This is a genomic window from Variovorax sp. E3 (assembly GCF_016082275.1).
Classification (GTDB): domain Bacteria; phylum Pseudomonadota; class Gammaproteobacteria; order Burkholderiales; family Burkholderiaceae_C; genus Variovorax.
This window is the reverse complement of sequence record NZ_MOWM01000007.1, coordinates 21,492-36,526: the sequence shown is the minus strand read 5'-3', so window position 1 is coordinate 36,526 and position 15,035 is coordinate 21,492. Positions and strand designations below refer to the sequence as shown.

The following is a 15,035-nucleotide window of genomic DNA, read 5'->3' as shown; positions in this document are numbered from 1 at the left end:
ACTTTCCTTCGGATGAAGCGGCGCGTCAGACGCCGAGGTAGGCGCGGCGTACGGCCTCGTCGTTGGCCAGCTGCGCGGCGGGGCCGTGCAGCGAGATCTCGCCGTTTTCCAGGATGTAGCCGTAGCTGGACACCGCCAGCGCGAGCTGCACGTTCTGCTCGACCAGCAGGATGGTGATCTTCTGTTCGCGGTTCAGCCGTTCGATGATCTCGAACATCTGCTCCACCAGCAGCGGCGACAGGCCCATCGACGGCTCGTCGAACAGCATCACGCGCGGACGCGCCATCACCGCGCGGCCGATGGCCAGCATCTGCTGCTCGCCGCCCGACAGCGTGGCCGCCATCTGGCCCTGCCGCTCCTTCAGGCGCGGGAACATCGCGTAGACCGCCTCGAGGTCGTTGCGGATGCCCGCGCGGTCGCGCCGCAGGTAGGCGCCCAGGTCGAGGTTCTCGCGCACGCTCATGTCGCGAAACACCTGGCGGCCTTCGGGCACCTGCACGATGCCGCGTTGCACCAGCGCGTCGGAGCCGAGCCGGTCGATGCGCTCGCCGCCCAGGCGCACCTCGCCCTCGGTGCAGTCCACCAGGTTCGACACGCAGTTCAGCGTGGTGGTCTTGCCCGCGCCGTTGCTGCCGAGCAGCGCCACGATCTGCCCCTCGGGCACGTCGACCGACACCTTCGACAGCGCCTGGATGCGGCCGTACGCGGCCGAGATGCCGCGCAGCGACAACAGTGCTTCATCCGCCATGCGCGGCTCCTTTTCCCTTGCCCAGATAGGCCTCGATCACGCGCGCATTGCTGCCGATTTCCGAAGGCGTGCCCTCGGCGATCTTCTCGCCGAAGGCCATGACGGTGATGCGGTCCGAGATCGACATCACCAGCTGCATCACGTGCTCCACCAGCAGCACGGTGATGCCGTCGCGCGCCACCAGCTCTTTCAGCAGGCGGTCGAGGCTTTCGATCTCGCGGTTGCGCAGGCCGGCCGCGGGCTCGTCGAGCAGCAGCAGCTTGGGCCTGATGGCCAGCGCGCGCGCCAGCTCCAGCAGCTTCTGGCGGCCGAAGTCGAGGTCGCGCGCGGGCTGGTGGCGCTCGTCGGCCAGGCCGACGCGCTCCAGCAGGTGCATGGCGAAGTCTTCGGTCTCGCGGTCGGGGCGGCGCAGCAGGCGGCCCAGCGTGTGGGCGCCGCGCGCGTGGGTGCCGAGCAGCACGTTCTCCAGCACCGACAGTTCGGCGAACAGCTCCAGGTTCTGGAAGGTGCGCGCAATGCCCAGCGAAGCCATGCGGTGCGGCGACACGCGCGTGAGCTCCTGGCCCTGGAAGGTGACGCTGCCGCTGCTCGGTGTGTAGAAACGCGAGATGCAGTTGAAGGTGGTCGACTTGCCCGCGCCGTTCGGCCCGATCAGCGCGTGGATGCGGCCCTGCTCCACCTGGAACGACAGGCCGTTCACCGCCTTGAGGCCGCCGAACACCACGCTGATGTCGCGCACGTCGAGGAATGCGGTCGCGCTCATGCGTGCTTCTCCGATGCGTTCGGCGACACGTTCACCGGGCTTGCGCGCTGTGCCTTGCGGCGCGACGCGAACAACGAGGCCATGCCCTTGGGCAGGAACATCATGAAGAGCATGAGGATGCCGCCGTAGATGATTTCCTGGTACGACGGGGCCTGGCGCAGCAGCTCCGACGCCAGGCCGAACACGATGGCGCCCGCCACCGCGCCGCGCACCGAACCCAGGCCGCCCACCACCACCATCGTGAGGATCAGGATGGTGGTCTGGAAGCCCAGGCTCTCGGGGTGGATGAACGAGGTGAACAGCGTGTACATGCCGCCCGCCACGCCCGCGAAGGCCGCCGACAGCACGAAGGCCGTGACCTTCACCGCGCGCGTGTTCACGCCCATGGCCACCGCGGCCACGTCGCTCTCGCGCACCGCGCGAAACGACGAGCCCAGCCGCGAGCGCGACAGCGCCAGCGTGAGCCACAGCATCAGCGCCGCGATGGCCACCACGAAGGGGTAGGCCTGCAGGTCGTTGAGCAGCTGGTAGCCGCCGAGCGAGGCCGGCTTCATCTGCAAGCCGTTGGAGCCGTTGGTGACGGATTCCCAGTTCAGGAACACCCACTGCATCGCCTCGCCGAAGGCGAAGGTGGCCAGCGCCAGGTAGATGTCGCGCATGCGCAGCGCCAGCAGGCCGATGACCCAGCCCAGCGCGGCCGACAGCACCGCGCCCGCGAGGATGGACACGAAGAACGGCGGCTGCCACTGGTTGTTGATGAGGCCGGCCGTATAGATGCCGATGCCGAAGAAGGCCGCGTGCGAGAGCGCGAACTGCCCCGTCTCGCCGATGACCAGGTGCATGCCCAGCGCGAGCACCGAGAACACCATCAGCAGGTTGACCACGTACAGCACGTAGCCGCTGGTGGTGAAGGGCAGCACCGCGAGCACCACGGCCATGCCGAGCAGCACCGCACGGTCCCACCACGGGGAGGAAACTGACGACGACGACGCGCTCATACCTTCTTCACCTGAGGCTTGCCGCCCAGCAGCCCTTGCGGACGCACCAGCAGCACCACCATGATCGCCACGAAGGGCGCCACCACGATGGCATTGGACGAAATGAAAAGCCCCACCAGGTTCTCGACGATGCCGATGATGAAGCCGCCGACCACCGCGCCCGGCAGGCTGGTGAAGCCGCCCACGATGGCGGCCGCGTAGGCCAGGATCGCGATGTGGCCGATGTCGGGCGTGATGAGGATCTTGGGCGTGATGAGCAGCGCCGAGATGGCCGAGATGACGCCCGTGAGCGCCCAGATCTTCATGCGGATGCTGCCCAGCTTCACGCCCACGATCTGCGCGCCGCGCGGGTTCATGCCCACCGCGCGCATGGCCTGGCCGGTGCGGGTGCGCGTGAACATCAGGTACAGCAGCACCATCACCACCACGGCCGAGCCGAAGATGGCCAGGTCGAGCAGCGTGAGCGAGGCCTGCCCGATCATGATGGGGTCCTGCGGCACCAGCGAGGGCAGCGAGCGCGGCGTGTCGCCCAGGCCGGTCTTGCGCACCAGGCCCTTGAGCAGGTACGCAAAGCCCAGCGTGGCGATGACCAGCTGCACGCCCACGCCGCGCGAGGCGGTCACGCGCTGCATCACCACGCGCTGGAAGGCGGCGGCGAGCAAGGCGGTGACCACGATGCTCGCGAGCACGGCGGCCCAGTAGGGCCAGCCCCACACCACCAGCGGAAAGAGCGCGGCATAACCGCCGGCCATGAAGATTTCGCCTTGCGAGAAGTTCGGCACGTCGGTGGTCTTGAAGACCATGACGATCGCCACCGCGAGCAGCGCGTACACGCTGCCCGTGACGATGCCGGACAGCACGCCCTGCTGAACGAAAAGCCAGATGTCGGAGAGGCTCATGAATTGCCCGCCGCCCTCAGGGCTTGTACTTCCACACGCTCTTGTAGCTGCCGGGCACCAGGGCCATGTTGCTGCCGTCGAACTTGATGTAGATGGCCGACTCCTGCGCGGCGCGGTCGTCGGGGCCGAACTCGATCGGGCCGGCCATCACGCCGGAGTCGAACTTCAGGGTCGACAGCGCCGTGAGCACCTTCTCGCGCGTGGGGTTCGGGCCGGCCGCCTTCAGCGCATTGACCACGGCCATGGCCGAGGGAATGCCGTAGGGCATGTACGCCTGCGGGTAGCCGGGCTTGGCGGCCAGCTCGGGGTAGGCGGCCTTGTACATGTCGTACACCCACTTCAGCTTGGGGCCGCCGGGCACGTCGGCCAGCACTTCCTGGATGTAGACGTTCTTGAAGGCGTCCTTGTTGCCGACGTTCTCCACCAGCTGCTTGAGGTCGGCGGTCGAGTTCACGGCCAGCACGATGGGCTTGTTGAAGCCCAGCTCGAAGGCGCGCTTGACGATCAGGCTCACGGGGCGTGCGTAGGTGGTGAGCAGCAGCACGTCGGGGTTGGCGGCCTTGATCTTGAGCATGGGCGCCGTGACGTCGGTGATGTTCGGGTTGACCGACTGCACCTGCAGCTCGACGCCGCCCAGCGTCTTGGCCTGCACCTGGGCGGCCTCGAGGTTCCAGCCGCCGTAGGCGTCGTCGTGGTTGATGTAGCCGATCTTCCTGGCCTTGAGCTGCTCGCTCGCGAACTGCACCATCGAGCCGCCCACGGCGTGCTGCGAGATGGAGAACGCGCCGTAGATGTACTTGGACGGCGGGTACAGCGCGCCGTCGCCCGAGGCGTTGAGCATGACCAGCGGGATCTTGGCGCGCTCGACGTATTCGCGCGCGCCGACCACGGCCGCCGAGCACGAGCCGCCGTTGAGCATGAACACCTGGTCCTGCTCGGTGAGCTTCTTCACCGCGGCCAGCAGGTCGTTGGCGTTGCAGCGGTCGTCTTCCACCACCAGCTCGATCTTGCGGCCGTTCACGCCGCCTTCCTTGTTGACCTTGTCGTAGTACATCTTCGCGGCGTTGATGACGTCGAAGCCGTAGTTCATCGACGCGCCCGACATCGGCGAGAACATGCCTATCTTGATGGTCTTGTCGGTCAGGCCGGGCTCGGCCTGCGCGAACGCCGCGGGGGCCGTGGCGCAAAGCGCGGCGCCCAGTGCCAGGGCAGAAATCAGGAAGTTCTTTTTCATGAGCTGTCTCCGTTGGAATGAAAGGGTGAAAGACCTGCGCAGCCGGGTCACTGCATGCGGTAGCCGCCGTTGACGTCGATCACGTTGCCCGTGATGTACGCCGCCTGCTCCGAGGCCAGGTAGTCGACCGCGCCGGCCACGTCGTCCACCGTGCCGATGCGCCCGAGCGGAATGTTGGCGGCCGCGGCCGTGAGCGCGCCGCTGCTCTGCACGGTGCCGCGCAGCATGTCGGTGTCGATGAGGCCGGGGGCCACCGAATTGACGGTGATGCCCATGTGCGCCGACTCGCGCGCCATGGCCTTGGTCAGGCCGAGCACCGCCGACTTGGCGCCGATGTAGGTGGCGCTGGAGCGGTAGCCGCCCAGCTGCGCCGCCACCGAGCCGAAGGTGACGATGCGCCCGTGCGCCACGGGTGCGGCCTCGCGGCGGCGCAGGTAGGCGCGACCGCACAGGAACACGCTGCGCGCGTTGACGGCGAAGGTGCGCTCCCAGTCGTCGAGCGAGGTGTCCTTGATGAGCGAGCGCTCGCCGCCCGGCATCAGCAGGATGCCGGCCACGCAGACCAGCGCGGCGACCGGGCCGATGCTGGCTTCGATGTCGTCGAACGCGGCCTCGACGGCGGCCTCCTGGCTCACGTCGAACTGGCGGAAGTGATGGCCCTCGCCCAGCGACTGCGCCACGTTGCGCGCGTTGTCGCCGTCGATGTCGGCCACCACGACGCGATAGCCGCTGGCCGCCAGGCGCCGGCACACGGCCTCGCCGATGCCCCGGCCGCCGCCGGTCACGAGGGCCAGGCGGCCGTGAGGTTGTGCATGATGTTCCGCCATGGGCTGCAAGGTCTCCGGGCCGCTTCGGTGCGGCGTGAAAGTTGATTGAGGGCCGCATTGTGTATACATGAATACTTTTTGCAGTCCTCGTTTACCCTGATATCACGCCATATTTCTGACTTTCACTGGCATCATGTATACCTGACATGGACACACTCTCCCAACAAGTCACAGAGACGCTGCGCGCGTGGATCCTTCACGGCCGCCTCACGCCGGGCATGCGCGTGGAGGAAGTGCCGGTGGCCGAAACGCTCAAGGTGTCGCGCACGCCGGTGCGCGCGGCGCTGGCCGCGCTGGCCATGGAAGGGCTGATCGACCACCAGCCCAAGAAGGGCTACCTGGTGCGTTCGTTCGCGCTCGAGGACATCCTGGCGGCCTACGAAGTGCGCTCGGTGCTCGAGGGCCTGGCGTGCCGGCGCTTCGCGGCGCTGGGCGTGGACGAGCCGACCGCCGCGCTGCTGCACGCGTGCCTGCGCGAAGGCGACGAAATACTGGCGAAGGGGCAGTTGCTGGTCGAAGACTCGCGCCCTACCAGCAGATGAACGTGCGGCTGCACAACGCGCTGATGCACGGCGCGGGCAACCAGTGGATCGTGCGCTTCGGCGCGCAGGCGCAGGCGGTGCCGTTCGCGTCGGACCGCATCATGCTGTGGCACGACCACGGCGTGATCTTGCGTTCGCACGACGACCACCACCGCATCGTGCAGGCCGTGATTTCAGGCGACGCGGCGCGCGCCGAGCAGCTGATGCGCGAGCATGTGTACTACGCCGGCATCTTGCTGCGCGACAACTACCAGCGGCTGCTCGACGAGCGCAGCCGCGACGGGGTGGCCGCCGCGCCCCTGGGCGAACTGGCGGGCTGACCGACCCGAGCGGGGGTTACGACGCCACGGCCGGCGAGCGCGGCGCGCCCGGCTTGCGGATGCGCAGCATGCCCTCTTGGGCGGCCGAGGCCACGAGGCGGCCATCGCGCGCATAGAGGCTGCCGCGGCACAGGCCGCGCGCACCGCCGGCGCTGGGCGAGTCGAGCACGTACAGCAGCCAGTCGTCCATGCGGAAATCGCGGTGGAACCACATCGCGTGGTCGAGGCTGGCGGGGCGCACCTGGCCGCTCATGAAGCTCAGGCCGTGCGGCAGCATCGCGGCGCGCAGCAGGCCGTGGTCGGAGGCGTAGGCCAGCAGCGCGCGGTGCACCATCGGGTCGTCGGGCAGCGGCGCGATGGCGCGCATCCAGATGGCGCTTTGCGAGGCCGCCGGGCGCGGCAGCGGCGCCATCAGGTCTTCGGGGTCGACGCGGCGGTACTCGATGCCGTGCGGCTGGATGGCCTTGGAGCGCCAGGGCTCGGGCAGCCGGTCGCCCAGGGCGATGCGCTGGTCGAGCTCGCTGATCAGGCCGTCGGGGCCGGCCACCGCGGGCATGTCGAACTGGTGCTCGACGCCCTCGTCCACGGTCTGGAACGAGGCCGACATTTCAAAGATGATGCGCTCCTGCTGGCGCGCCACCACGTGGCGGGTGGTGAAGCTGCGGCCGTCGCGCACGCGGTCGACGCTGTATTCGATGGGCGCATGCTCGCCCGGCAGCAGGAAGTAGGCATGCATCGAATGCACGGGCCGCTCGGCGCCGACCGTGAGGCTGGCCGCCATGAGCGACTGGCCCAGCACCTGGCCGCCGAAGACGGCGGGCGTGCCGATGTCCTCGCTCTGCGCCAGGAAGCGGTCGCCGCCCAGGGGCTCCAGCTGCATGAGCGAGACGAGTTCGTTGACGAGATGGGCGGCGGTGGCGGAATCGGTGGTCATCGGGGAAAGCGTTCAACGCGAAAAGGCAACCCTCGACCATAGCAAAGGCCGGGCCCGCGCGCTGTCGCGGGCCGGTCAGCGGCCCCTGCTACCGGTAGAAGCACATGCCCATGAGACGGGCACGGCAGCTGTAGTCCGTACCGCCCTGCACCACGCGCACGGGCACGCCGGCCAGCAGCATCGAGCCGTCGTCGGCGTAGATCAGCGGCGTGGGCGCGGCCTTGGTGAAGGCGCCGCTGAGCGTTTCCTGCTCGACGTAGTTCAGGTAGTAGCGCTTGGAGAAGTCGACCTTGTCGGCCGACTTCAGCGGCGCGGCCTCGTAGCGCTTGCCGTACACGGTGCCGAAGTAGCGCAGCGCCGGGCCGGTGCGGTCGCCGTACTTGCGTCGGCCTTCGCGAAGCCGGTCTGGATGAGGAAGGTGCGGTCTTCGGGCGTGAGGTCGGCGTCGAACGCCATCAGCACGTACTGGCCTTCGAAGCTCTGGTTGCGCGCGATCTTGAACTCGCCGATCAGCGCCGGCGTGACCTTGGTGCGGCCGTCCCAGCGCAGCAGCGCCGCCACCGACGGGTCGCCATCGAACACGTAGTGGTAGTTCTCGCCGGCGATGGCGACCTTGCGGCCGTCCTTGGCGGCCACGAAGCTCAGCAGCCGGTCCTTGCCGTGGACGGGCTCGCCCTCGGGCGTGCTCGCGCAGCCGACTTGCAACAGGCCGATGGCGGCGCAGGACAGCGCCAGGAAAGTGCGACGCGCGGGGGTCGACAACGAAGAAAAGTGCACGTTTCGTCCGGGGTTCGAGTTCATCAAGCCCCGGACTCTAGCGCGCCGCCGCGCCCGGCGGGCGGTCTTCTACTCGGCATAGGACAGCGGCAGCGCGGTGGTGAACTTGATCTCTTCCATCGCGAAGCTGGAGCTGACGTCGAACAGGTCGGTGTCGGCGATCAGGCGCTTGTAGACCTTGTCGTAGGCGGCGATGTCCGGCACGACCACGCGCAGCAGGTAGTCGATGTCCCCGCTCATGCGGTAGAACTCGACGACCTCGGGAATCACGTCCACCGCCGCCTTGAACCGCTCGAACCATGCCTGCGTGTGCGTGCTGGTGCGCACGGAGACAAACACCGTCACGCCCACGTTCACCTTCTGCGGGTCCAGCAGCGTCACGCTCCTGGTGATCACGCCGGCCTCCTTGAGGCGCTGGATGCGTCGCCAGCAGGGCGTTTGCGACAGGCCGACCTGCGTGGCGAGCTCGGCGATCTGCTGTTCGGAGTTCGCTTGCAGCAGGGCCAGGATCTTCCGGTCTATGGAATCAATTTTTATCTTCTTCATTGAAAATAGAACCTGGTTCTACTGATGCGTGGATTTCGAGTCTAGTACGCAAGCCTTTTCTACACGCGGCTGCGCAGAATTTGCGCATGGAAATCTATCTCGACGCCAACGCCACCACCCCCGTTCTTGCCCAGGCCCGCACCGCGGCACTGGAAGCCATGGCAGGCGACTTCGGCAACCCCAGCAGCACCCACAGCACCGGCCTGAAGGCGCGCGCGCTGATGGACGCCGTGCGCCTGCGCGCCCGGCGCGTGATGGGCGCGCCCACGGGGCAGTTGCTGTTCCTCAGCGGCGCGACCGAGGGAATCCAGACCGCCGTGCTTTCGGCCCTGAGCGCGCTGCGCACCCGGCGCCAGGCCGGCGATGCCGCGCCGGCACTCCTGCTCCATGGCGCCACCGAGCACAAGGCCGTGCCCGAGGCGCTGAAGCACTGGAACGCGCTGCTGGGGCTGGACTTCCAGGTGCTGGCCATTCCCGTGGATCGCGACGCCGCCACGACCTGGACTGGCTGCGCGCCCACGCGCCGCGCGCCGGACTGGTCTGCACGATGGCGGCCAACAATGAGACCGGCGTCGTGAGCGACCTCGACGGCATCGCCGCGGCGCTCGCCGGCAGCGCCGCGCTGTGGATGGTGGACAGCGTGCAGGCGCTCGGCAAGCTGCCTTTGCGGCTGAGCGAGCGGCCGATCGACTACGCCCCCTTCTCGGGCCACAAGCTCTATGCACCCAAGGGCATCGGCATGCTCTACGTGCGCCAGGGCGCGCCCTTCACGCCGTTGATGGCCGGCGGCGGCCAGGAGGACGCCCTGCGCTCCGGCACCGAGAACATGTCGGGCATCGCCGCCCTCGGTGCCGTGCTGGCCGCACTGGAAGAGGGCCGGACCTTCCAGGACCACGACACGCTGAGCGGCTTTCGCGCGCGTCTCTCGGCGGCGCTGCTGGACGCCTTCCCGGGCCTGGTCTTCAACGCGCCGCTGGCGCTGTCGCTGCCCACGACCCTCAATTTCTCGGTGCCGGGCCTGGGCTCGAAGCTGCTGCTGGACCTGTTCGATGCCGCGGACATGCGCGTCAGCGGCGGCTCCGCCTGCGGTGCCGCCAAGGCGCTGCCCAGCCATGTGCTGGAGGCCATGGGGCTGCCCGGATGGCAGGCGGCCTCGGCGGTGCGCCTGTCTTTCGGTCCGGCCGCCGACAGCGGCTTCATCGACGAGGCCTGCGCCCGCATCCGGGCTTGCGGCGCGTCGTTGCGCGCAAGCTGCCTGAGCCCCGTGCCGCAGGCCTTCGCGTTGCCGCCCGACCGGCTGACCCGCTTCGTGGTGGACGGTGCCTGCTGCTACCTGCTGGCCGATGCGGCCAGCAGGCGCTGCGTCGTCATCGACCCCCTGCCCGAGCTGACCGGGCAACTGACGCAATGGCTGCGCTGCCACGGCTACACGCTGGCCGCGGTGCTCGACACCCACAGCCACGGCGACCATGCGTCCTCGGGCCCCGAACTCCGCGCGGCCGCGCCCGCGCGGCAGGTCGAGCGGGGTGCCTTGGATGCGTTGGGCTGGCCGCTGGACGCGCGGCAGATCGCGCTCGGTGCGCTGCGCCTCACCCGGCTGGCGGTTCCCGGCCACACCGCGGACTCCACCGCCTACCTGCTGCATGACGCCGATGGCCTGTGCCTGGCCTTCGTCGGCGACACGGTGATGCCGGGCGCGCTGGGCCGCAGCGACTTCGCGCAGAGTGCGCCGTCGGCATTCGGGCCCTCGCTGCGTGCGCTGGCGCAGGCGCTGACGCCGGACACGCTGATGCTGCCCGGCCACGACTACGACGATCGCTTCGCCACCACGCTGGGCATCGAGAGCGCGGCCCAGCCGTTGCTGGGCGGTGTGCTGCGCGGCAGCCTGGATGCGGCCGGCTTCGCCAGCGCGAAGGAAACGCTGGAACGCGACCTCGGCCTTACCGAATACCAGACCATGGCCTGCGGCGCCCGGGTGGACCGCTGCACCGCCGAACCGACGCCGGAATTGACGCAGGAAGCCTTCGCGGCCCTGCGCCAGCAGCAGCCCGGGCTGCTGCTGGTCGATGTGCGTGAACCCTACGAGCAACGGCTCGGACAGCCGCCCGGCTCGCAAACCGCCGCCCGCGTGCAGGCCGTGCCGCTGTCGGGGCTGCTCAACGCGCTGCCCGACTGGCTGGCGCTGCCGGACCCGACACCGGTGCTGTTCTTCTGCCGCAGCGGCAATCGCAGCGCGCAGGCCGCGAGGGCGCTGCGCCGTCTGGGCCGCACGCAGGCCTGGAGCCTCGCCGGCGGCCTGGCGCTGTGGCCCCACGCCGCACAATCGGAGAAATGAATTCCTCCATGAGTCCGCGACGCGCCCTTCTGCTGGCCGGCTGCTCGCTCGGCGTGCTGCGCGCCGGCGCGGCCGAGCGCCGCAAGGACCCCGTCGAAGGACGCTTCGAGAAGCTCGGCGACTTCGCCGTCGACAAGCTGCCCTTGCAGGACGCGATCCGGATCGTGCATGGCAACGGCAAGCGAAGCATCGCGGTGTTCTCCGATCCGAATTGCGGCCACTGCAAGCGCATCGACCGCGACCTGAAGGCCATCGGCAACGTCACGGTCTACATCTTTCCCTACCCGGTGCTCGGCGACGATTCGGCGCGCAAGGCGCGCGACCTCTGGTGCGGCAAGGACAGCGCCAAGCGCTGGGAAGACTGGATGCAGGCCGACGTGGCGCCCGCGCCAGCCACGGGCGCCTGCGACACGGGCGCCCTGCAGCGCAATGCCGCGCTGGGCCGGAAACTGGAGATCAAGGGGACGCCCGCGCTGATCTTCAGCGACGGCACTTTCGTGCCGGGCGCGATTCCCGCCGCGTGGATCGAGCAGTTGCTCGCCGCCGCCGAGCGGCGATGAAGCCGGGCGCCTGACCGGCCTTCAGCGGTCGAGGTCGACGCCGTCGGCCAGCAGCTTCTTCTGCAGCGCCGGCACGTTCACCTCGGCAAAGGCGCTGCTGCCCAGCGTCGCCGCCGCCGTGCCCGCGGCCTGCCCCATGACGAAGCAGCCGCCGCTGGCGCGCGCGGCCGACTGGCCCTCGTGCGTCATCGACGCGCAGCGGCCGGCCACCAGCAGGTTGTCGACCTTCCGCGGCACCAGCATGCGCCACGGCAGGTGGTTGTAGGCGTTGTCTTCGTCGCGCGGGAAGGCCCACTCGATGCGGCCGTCGGCATGCATTTCCATCGGCCAGGCATTCAGGCCGATGTTGTCCTCGAACTTGGCCGAAGCCAGGATGTCCTCGCGCTCGAGCGCGTAGAGCCCCTGGATGCGCCGCGTCTCGCGAATGCCCACCTGCGGCGCGATCTCCACGATGGCCGATTGCGCGAAGCCCGGCACCTCGGCCTTCAGGAACTTGAAGTACTCGGTGATCTGGCGGCGGCCTTCGAGCTCGCCCTCGGTCAGCTCGCGCGCGTCCACGCCGTTCATCGCGCGGCCGTTGGCGTTGCGGATCTGCGTGACGTTGGCGCGCCATTCGCGCGGGTCCTTGTTGGGCCGCAGGATGGCGCCTTCGCGCGGGAACTTGTAGACGCCGGGCTTCTGCGCTTCGGCGCGGGCCATGAAGTCGTTGATGGCCTTGAACTCGCCCACTGCTTCGAGCGCGGCCGGCGCGTCGACCTGGCCGATGCGGAACATGGTGGTCGGGAACAGGCCGCTGCCATGGCCGTCGCCCACCTCGAAGGGCACGCCCGCGAAGGCGGCCACGTCGGCGTCGCCGCTGGCGTCGATGAAGGCGTTGGCGCGAATGGCCTGGCGGCCCGACTTGGTCTCCACCACCAGCGCCGCGATGCGGTTGCCGTCATGGATGACCGACGCGGCCAGCGCATGGAACAGCAGCTTCACGCCGGCCGTGCCGAGCAGTTGGTCGGCCGCCAGCTTGTAGGCCGAGGTGTCGTACGAGCGCACGCAGATGCGCCCGCCCATGCCGTTCTGCGGCGCGTTCATGCCGTTGAGCGCGGCGATGCGCTCGATCAGCTCGTCGACCACGCCGCGCACCAGCTGCGTCATCTCGCCCTTGCGCTTGCCGTACAGGCCCGCGAAGTTGGTGACGCCGCCCGCGGTGCCCATGCCGCCGAGAAAGCCGTAGCGCTCGACCAGCAGCGTGCTGGCGCCGTGGCGCGCGGCGCTCACGGCCGCGGCAATGCCGGCCGGGCCGCCGCCGACCACCACCACGTCGTACGCGCCGAACACCGGCAGCTCGCGCGCCGGTTCATGCAGGGTTGACGTCATTTGAAAATTTCCATGAATGTCTGTTCGTGGAACACCACGGATCCGGCTTTGCCGGTCCGTTGGTGTTGCCCCCTGCAAGGGGGTTGGCGAAGCGACACGAAGTGCGCGAAGACTGGGGGTTTGCTCATTGCAACTTGATGCCGCGAGCGGAGATGATCTTGCTCATGATCGCGGCCTCTTCGTTCACGCGCGTGCGCATGCCGTCCGGCGAGGTGCCCACGGCCTGCCAGCCTTGCTCGAAGAGCTTGCGGCGCACGTCCGGGTCTTTCATGACCACTTCGAGTTCGCGGCTGATGCGCGCCTGTGCGGCCTTCGACAGGTTGGCCGGGCCGAGCAGCGCCACCCACACCTCGAGGTTGAAGTCCTTCACGCCGGCGTCGGCCAGCGGCGGGATCTCGGGCACCAGTGCGCTGCGCCCGCCCGTCAGGCCGATGGCCTTGAGCTTGCCGGCCCGGATCTGCGGCATGGCCACGCCCGGCGGGATCAGGCCCATCTGCACCTGGTCGCCCAGCATGGCGGTGATGACCTGCGGGTTGCCCTGGTAGGGCACGTGCTCGGGCTTGAAGCCGGGCACGCGGGTCTTGAGCAGCTCCATGCCCAGGTGGCCGACCGAGCCGATGCCCACCGAGCCGTAGTTCCACTTGTCGCCGGCCTTGCGGCCCGCGTCGAAGAAGGCGGTGCCCGAGGGCAGGTTGTTCTGCGCCACCAGCACCAGCGGCGCGGTCGCGATCAGCGACAGGTAGGTGAAGTCCTTGACCGGGTCGTACGGCAGCTTGGCGTACAGCATCTTCGACGACGTGAGGTTGCCGTTGATGACGATGCCCAGCGTGTGGTCGTCGGTGGCCTTGGCCACCTGGTCGGCCGCGATGTTGCCCGACGCGCCGGCCTTGTTGTCGACCACGATCGGCTGGCCCAGCGCCTTGCCCAGCGGCTCGGCGATGGTGCGCGCCGCGATGTCGGGCGTGGAGCCACCGGGGAAGCCCACGAGCAGCCGGATCGGCTTGGTCGGCCAGGCGGCGTTCTGCGCGCTGGCGGTCACGGGCAACACGGCGGCGGCGGCCAGGCCGCAGGCAATCAGGAGGGCTCTCTTGGTGGCGTGCATGAAAAGTGTGAAAAAGTTGTCAAAAACGAAGAGGGCCAGCTTAACTGCCGGGCAAGACACTGGGCAAGGCGCGGGCCCGGCTAATCGAGGCTGATGTTGCCCCTGCGCACCAGCTCGCCGTACACCTTCGACTTGGCCTCGGCGTTGCGCTCGATCTCCTCGGGCGACCAGGCCAGCGGCTCGAAGGCGAAGGTGTCGAAGCGGGCGCGGATCTCGGGGTCGGCGATGACCTTGGCCACGTCGGCATTGATCTTCGCCTTGACGGCCGCCGACACGCCCTTGGGTGCGAGCAGCGACACGAACGAGTTGACCTCCAGCCCGGCCGGGCCGCCGGCCTCGGCCATGGTGGGCACGTCGGGCATCTGAGGAATGCGCTTGGGCGCGGCCACCGCGATGTAGCGCAGCTTGCCGGCCTTGTAGATGCCCTGGCTCGAGGGAATGCTCGCGAAGGCCCACGGCACGTCGCCGGCGCCCACGTTGGAATACAGCTGCGACACCTCGCGGTACGGCGCGTGGCGCATGCGGATGCCGGTCAGCGCCTCGAGCTGCTGCGCGCCCAGGTGGCCCGGGCTGCCGACGCCCCACGAGCCGTAGACCACCGCGTCGGGCTCGGCCTTGGCGGTGGCGATCAGGTCGGTCATGGTCTTCCACTTCGAGTCGGTGCCCACGGCCACGAAGAAGGGCGTGCGAAACAGCGAGGCCACCGGGTCGAAGTGCTGCAGCGTCACGAAGTTCTTCGACTTGTACAGGTGCGGCAGCGCGGCGATGTGCTCGCTGTCCAGTTGCAGCAGCGTGTAGCCGTCGGGCGCGGCGCGGCGCGCCTGGTCGATGGCGATGAAGCCGCCGCCGCCGGGCTTGTTGTCGATCAGCACGCGCTGGCCCCACAGGCGCGAGAGCTTGTCGGACACCAGGCGCAGCACGGCGTCGGGGCCGCTGCCGGCGGCGAAGGGCGTGACCAGGGTCACGGGCTTGTTGGGGTAGTCGCCGCTTGCGCCAGCGCGCCCGTGGTGGCCGTCAGGGCGAGAACGCCCGTGAGCAATGCGCGCGAAAAATTCATGTCTTTTGTCTCCTGGGCATGACCT

The 15,035-nt window shown here is 68.9% G+C and carries 17 protein-coding genes and 1 pseudogene; 5 read left to right on the top strand and 13 right to left on the bottom strand.

Going from position 1 to position 15,035, the window contains the following annotated elements:
* Nucleotides 1–25: 25 nt before the first annotated feature.
* Genes BMG07_RS04315 through BMG07_RS04290 form a run of 6 tightly spaced genes read right to left on the bottom strand, consistent with a single transcriptional unit; the run spans nucleotide 26 to nucleotide 5,469 of the window.
* Nucleotides 26–748, bottom strand: coding sequence for an ABC transporter ATP-binding protein (locus BMG07_RS04315; RefSeq protein WP_198083513.1), 723 nt, complete (start codon nucleotides 746–748; stop codon nucleotides 26–28).
* Nucleotides 738–1,511, bottom strand: coding sequence for an ABC transporter ATP-binding protein (locus tag BMG07_RS04310; RefSeq protein WP_198083512.1), 774 nt, complete (start codon nucleotides 1,509–1,511; stop codon nucleotides 738–740). Before BMG07_RS04310 ends, BMG07_RS04315 begins: the two co-directional genes overlap by 11 nt.
* Complete coding sequence (locus tag BMG07_RS04305; protein ID WP_198083511.1) at nucleotides 1,508–2,509, bottom strand: branched-chain amino acid ABC transporter permease; 1,002 nt, start codon at nucleotides 2,507–2,509, stop codon at nucleotides 1,508–1,510. The genes BMG07_RS04310 and BMG07_RS04305 overlap by 4 nt, the downstream gene beginning before the upstream one ends.
* A complete protein-coding gene (locus BMG07_RS04300) occupies nucleotides 2,506–3,408 on the bottom strand; it encodes a branched-chain amino acid ABC transporter permease (RefSeq protein ID WP_198083510.1) in 903 nt (300 codons plus the stop codon). Before BMG07_RS04300 ends, BMG07_RS04305 begins: the two co-directional genes overlap by 4 nt.
* Before the next feature lie 16 nt (nucleotides 3,409–3,424).
* Nucleotides 3,425–4,642: an ABC transporter substrate-binding protein gene (locus BMG07_RS04295; protein ID WP_198083509.1), complete on the bottom strand. Its 1,218-nt coding sequence runs from the start codon at nucleotides 4,640–4,642 to the stop codon at nucleotides 3,425–3,427.
* A 47-nt stretch (nucleotides 4,643–4,689) separates the two neighbouring features.
* Nucleotides 4,690–5,469 carry an SDR family NAD(P)-dependent oxidoreductase gene (locus BMG07_RS04290; RefSeq protein WP_198083508.1) on the bottom strand — a complete coding sequence of 260 codons (780 nt, stop codon included), beginning with the start codon at nucleotides 5,467–5,469 and terminating at the stop codon, nucleotides 4,690–4,692.
* 146 nt (nucleotides 5,470–5,615) lie between these two features.
* Here BMG07_RS04290 and BMG07_RS41470 point away from each other — a divergent pair, with 146 nt between their 5' ends.
* Both BMG07_RS41470 and BMG07_RS41465 read left to right on the top strand, forming a co-directional pair.
* A complete protein-coding gene (locus BMG07_RS41470) occupies nucleotides 5,616–6,011 on the top strand; it encodes a GntR family transcriptional regulator (protein ID WP_269758636.1) in 396 nt (131 codons plus the stop codon).
* Entirely contained in the window at nucleotides 6,008–6,331 is a 324-nt protein-coding gene (locus BMG07_RS41465; RefSeq protein WP_374221232.1) for an FCD domain-containing protein, read from the top strand. The genes BMG07_RS41470 and BMG07_RS41465 overlap by 4 nt, the downstream gene beginning before the upstream one ends.
* Nucleotides 6,332–6,347: 16 nt before the next feature.
* On the opposite strand, the gene BMG07_RS04280 is transcribed toward BMG07_RS41465, so the two are convergent.
* The 4 genes from BMG07_RS04280 to BMG07_RS04270 all read right to left on the bottom strand — a co-directional run bounded on the left by BMG07_RS04280 (nucleotide 6,348) and on the right by BMG07_RS04270 (nucleotide 8,573).
* The gene (locus tag BMG07_RS04280; RefSeq protein WP_198083507.1) at nucleotides 6,348–7,265 is read right to left on the bottom strand and encodes an acyl-CoA thioesterase II; all 918 of its coding nucleotides are present in this window, start codon (nucleotides 7,263–7,265) and stop codon (nucleotides 6,348–6,350) included.
* 88 nt (nucleotides 7,266–7,353) lie between these two features.
* Nucleotides 7,354–7,602, bottom strand: a complete 249-nt coding sequence (locus tag BMG07_RS41460) for a hypothetical protein (RefSeq protein WP_269758635.1) — start codon at nucleotides 7,600–7,602, stop codon at nucleotides 7,354–7,356.
* Nucleotides 7,569–8,042 carry a hypothetical protein gene (locus tag BMG07_RS41455; RefSeq protein WP_269758634.1) on the bottom strand — a complete coding sequence of 158 codons (474 nt, stop codon included), beginning with the start codon at nucleotides 8,040–8,042 and terminating at the stop codon, nucleotides 7,569–7,571. Before BMG07_RS41455 ends, BMG07_RS41460 begins: the two co-directional genes overlap by 34 nt.
* Nucleotides 8,043–8,111: 69 nt before the next feature.
* The gene (locus BMG07_RS04270; RefSeq protein WP_198083574.1) at nucleotides 8,112–8,573 is read right to left on the bottom strand and encodes an Lrp/AsnC family transcriptional regulator; all 462 of its coding nucleotides are present in this window, start codon (nucleotides 8,571–8,573) and stop codon (nucleotides 8,112–8,114) included.
* A gap of 101 nt (nucleotides 8,574–8,674) precedes the next feature.
* Here BMG07_RS04270 and BMG07_RS43975 point away from each other — a divergent pair, with 101 nt between their 5' ends.
* Genes BMG07_RS43975 through BMG07_RS04260 form a run of 3 tightly spaced genes read left to right on the top strand, consistent with a single transcriptional unit; the run spans nucleotide 8,675 to nucleotide 11,483 of the window.
* Nucleotides 8,675–9,166 carry an aminotransferase class V-fold PLP-dependent enzyme gene (locus tag BMG07_RS43975; RefSeq protein WP_307866868.1) on the top strand — a complete coding sequence of 164 codons (492 nt, stop codon included), beginning with the start codon at nucleotides 8,675–8,677 and terminating at the stop codon, nucleotides 9,164–9,166.
* Entirely contained in the window at nucleotides 9,136–10,923 is a 1,788-nt protein-coding gene (locus tag BMG07_RS04265; RefSeq protein ID WP_307866867.1) for an aminotransferase class V-fold PLP-dependent enzyme, read from the top strand. Before BMG07_RS43975 ends, BMG07_RS04265 begins: the two co-directional genes overlap by 31 nt.
* An 8-nt stretch (nucleotides 10,924–10,931) precedes the next feature.
* A complete protein-coding gene (locus BMG07_RS04260) occupies nucleotides 10,932–11,483 on the top strand; it encodes a DsbC family protein (protein WP_269758632.1) in 552 nt (183 codons plus the stop codon).
* Nucleotides 11,484–11,504: 21 nt separating this feature from the next.
* Here BMG07_RS04260 and BMG07_RS04255 read toward each other — a convergent pair whose 3' ends face one another.
* The 3 genes and pseudogenes from BMG07_RS04255 to BMG07_RS04245 form a co-directional block, all read right to left on the bottom strand.
* Complete coding sequence (locus tag BMG07_RS04255) at nucleotides 11,505–12,851, bottom strand: FAD-dependent oxidoreductase (RefSeq protein WP_198083505.1); 1,347 nt, start codon at nucleotides 12,849–12,851, stop codon at nucleotides 11,505–11,507.
* 124 nt (nucleotides 12,852–12,975) lie between these two features.
* On the bottom strand, nucleotides 12,976–13,953 hold the full coding sequence (locus BMG07_RS04250; protein ID WP_198083504.1) for a tripartite tricarboxylate transporter substrate binding protein: 978 nt from the start codon (nucleotides 13,951–13,953) through the stop codon (nucleotides 12,976–12,978).
* An 80-nt stretch (nucleotides 13,954–14,033) separates the two neighbouring features.
* Nucleotides 14,034–15,010 (bottom strand): annotated as a pseudogene (locus tag BMG07_RS04245) (Bug family tripartite tricarboxylate transporter substrate binding protein).
* Nucleotides 15,011–15,035 lie beyond the last annotated feature (25 nt).